This window comes from Mesorhizobium sp. M0833, from assembly GCF_040319905.1.
In the GTDB taxonomy this organism is placed as follows: Bacteria; Pseudomonadota; Alphaproteobacteria; order Rhizobiales; family Rhizobiaceae; genus Mesorhizobium.
Window position 1 is genome coordinate 1 of the sequence record NZ_JAMYOQ010000076.1, and the last position, 2,844, is coordinate 2,844.

Annotated in this window: 4 protein-coding genes; all 4 read left to right on the forward strand. The window is 65.6% G+C overall.

Annotation, left to right across the window (positions count from 1 at the left end):
• Positions 1-95 precede the first annotated feature (95 nt).
• The 4 genes from tnpA to NKH98_RS32760 all read left to right on the forward strand — a co-directional run bounded on the left by tnpA (position 96) and on the right by NKH98_RS32760 (position 2,772).
• Positions 96-449: an IS66-like element accessory protein TnpA gene (gene tnpA / locus NKH98_RS32745; RefSeq protein ID WP_031239744.1), complete on the forward strand. Its 354-nt coding sequence runs from the start codon at positions 96-98 to the stop codon at positions 447-449.
• Between the two features lie 29 nt (positions 450-478).
• Positions 479-793 (forward strand): IS66 family insertion sequence element accessory protein TnpB, encoded by a 315-nt coding sequence (gene tnpB / locus NKH98_RS32750; RefSeq protein WP_352458905.1) that lies wholly within the window; start codon positions 479-481, stop codon positions 791-793.
• A gap of 66 nt (positions 794-859) precedes the next feature.
• Positions 860-2,536, forward strand: a complete 1,677-nt coding sequence (gene tnpC / locus NKH98_RS32755; RefSeq protein ID WP_352720067.1) for an IS66 family transposase — start codon at positions 860-862, stop codon at positions 2,534-2,536.
• A 2-nt stretch (positions 2,537-2,538) separates the two neighbouring features.
• Positions 2,539-2,772: a hypothetical protein gene (locus NKH98_RS32760; protein WP_352612028.1), complete on the forward strand. Its 234-nt coding sequence runs from the start codon at positions 2,539-2,541 to the stop codon at positions 2,770-2,772.
• The last annotated feature ends 72 nt before the right edge of the window (positions 2,773-2,844 follow it).

Sequence of the window (2,844 nt, forward strand, 5' to 3'; positions counted from 1 at the left end):
GATACCCTCCGGCGAAGGCCGCCTTGCGAGAGGACGGCACGGTAGCGAGGCTGCGCTCTTAAGGTCGCCCTTACGAGCGAAGTTAGCAGCACAGCATGAGCCATGTGACGTTATTGACCGGGCCTGAGCGTCGTCGTCGTTGGCGTGAAGAGGATCAGTGCCGGATACTGGCCGCGGCATTCGCGCCCGGGGCCACAGTGGCGGCGGTAGCGCGTCAGTACGATGTCGCGACCAGCCTGATCTATAAGTGGCGCCGCACGGTGAGAGCCCGCGAGACGGGCTTTGCCGAAGTTGTCGTGGCTCCCGATGAGCCTGTCGCCGTTTCGCGGCCGGCGGCATCCCCAGCGGTGATCGAGCTGGAGGTCGCCGGCAAGGTGCGGCTGCGGATTCCGCTGACCACGCCGCCAACACTGGCGGCAGCGATGGTGAAGGCGCTGGGCGTTTCATGATCCCGGTTCCGAGCCAGGTGCGGATCTGGTTGGCGGTCGGCCGGACCGATATGCGTCGCGGGATGCAAGGCCTCGCTCTGCAGGTTCAGGAGACGCTGGGCCGGGACCCGCATGCCGGCGATATTTATGTCTTCCGCGGCCGCAGCGGCAATCTGATCAAGATTATCTGGCATGATGGGCTCGGCATGTCGCTGTATGCAAAACGGCTCGAGAAGGGCCGGTTTCTATGGCCGTCGCCGGCGGACGGCACGGTTTCCATATCACCGGCGCAGCTCGCCTACATGCTCGACGGGATCGATTGGCGCAACCCGCTTCACACGTTCCGCCCGCAGCGCGCGGGCTGAGTTTTTCTTTGAGTTTGCGCCATTTTCCGCGAGTCAGCGGACGCGTTTTATGATTCACTCCAGGGCATGGTTGCCACCGCCCAGGATGCTGTTCCGGACGATATTGGCGCGCTGAGAGCAGCGCTGACCGCGGCGCTGGCCAGAGCCGAAGACGAGGCCGCGCGCGCTGCGCTGGTCGAGGCCGAACTGGCGGTCGCCAGGGCCAAGGCATCGGATGATGCGGCGCTGATCGCGCATCAGCATCTGACGATCCGGAAGCTGCAGCGGGCGCTGCATGGTCAGAGTTCTGAACGCTCAGCCCGCCTGCACGACCAGATGGAACTCACCTTCGAGGAACTCGAGAGCACCGCGACGGAAGACGAGATCGCCGCCGAACAGGCAGCGGCCCGGACCACCGAGGTGGCGCCTTACATGCGCAAGCGACCGGCGCGCCAGCCATTTCCCGAGCACCTGCCGCGCGAACGCGTGGTCGAGCCGGCGCCGGCCGCTTGCCACTGCTGCGGCGGTCATCGGCTGCGCAAGCTGGGTGAGGATATCACCGAGACGCTGGAGGTGGTGCCGCGGCAATGGAAGGTGATCCAGCACGTGCGGGAGAAGTTCACCTGCCGCGACTGCGAGACGATCAGCCAGGCTCCGGCGCCCTTCCACGCCACCCCGCGCGGCTGGGCCGGTCCCGGCCTGCTGGCGATGATCCTGTTCGAGAAGTTCGGCCAGCATCAGCCCCTTAACCGCCAGGCCGAACGCTATGCCCGCGAAGGCGTGCCGCTCAGCCTGTCGACGCTCGCCGACCAGGTCGGCGCCGGCGCCGCGGCGCTGATGCCGCTGTTCAAGCAGCTCGAAGCCCATGTGCTGGCCGCTTCGCGTCTGCACGGCGACGACACGACGGTGCCGGTCCTGGCCAAGGGCAAGACCGATACCGGCCGATTATGGACCTATGTGCGCGATGACCGACCGTTCGGCGGCGCCGATCCGCCGGCGGCAGTGTTCTACTATTCCCGCGATCGCCGAGGCGAACATCCCGCGACGCATCTCGCCGGCTGGAGCGGCATTCTGCAGGCCGATGCCTTTGGTGGTTATGGCGATCTCTATGCGACGGGTCGTCAGCCGGCGCCTGTTCTGGAGGCCAGCTGCTGGGCCCACAGCCGGCGCAAAGTGTTTGAGCTGGCCGATGTCGAAGCGGCGGCGCGCAAGAAGGCGCACGGCGAGAAGCCCAACCTGGTCTATCCGCTGGCGGTCGAAGCCGTGAAGCGCATCGATGCCCTGTTCGATATCGAGCGCGCGATCAACGGCCTGTCGCCGGCCCAACGCCACGCCGTGCGCCAAGAGCGGAGCGCGCCGCTGGTCACCGAGCTCGAGCGCTGGATGATCAAGACGCGCGACAAGCTCTCGCGCGGGCACGACCTGACCAAGGCCTTCAACTACATGCTGCGCCGCTGGTCATCCTTCACCCGGTTCCTCGACGATGGGCGGATCTGCCTATCCAACAATGCAGCCGAGCGAGCCCTGCGCGGCATCGCTCTCGGCAGAAAGTCCTGGCTCTTCTGCGGTTCCGATCGCGGCGGACAGCGCGCGGCCGTTCTCTACAGCCTGATCGTCAGCGCCAAGATGAACGATGTCGACCCGCAGGCCTGGCTCGCCGACGTCCTCGCCCGACTGCCCGCCTATCCGGCCCATCGGATCGATGATTTGCTGCCGTGGAATTGGAGATCCGCAAAATTGCGGACCCAACCAGCGGCGGCCTGATCATGCAGCGCAATAAGGTGCATCACGTCTACACCGTCGATCGTGTCGCCAGGGACCTCGGCGTCAGCGAAGCGCTCATCCAGGACCTGACCCTCGGTCTCGAGCCCGAGGACGGCGTCATCTGGATCTACGGCGCCAACGATGACGACGGGATCTTGGCCTTCACCGATGAAGGCATCGAGGAGGTCAAACTCCTCCTCGAAGAATATCATCGCGTCTCCCCAAAGAAAGCTTGACCCCAGCACTCCGGTGCTCAGGTTCTCCTGGCTGCCGGATGCGCACGTCTGCGGTCTTCACCGGATGCGTAC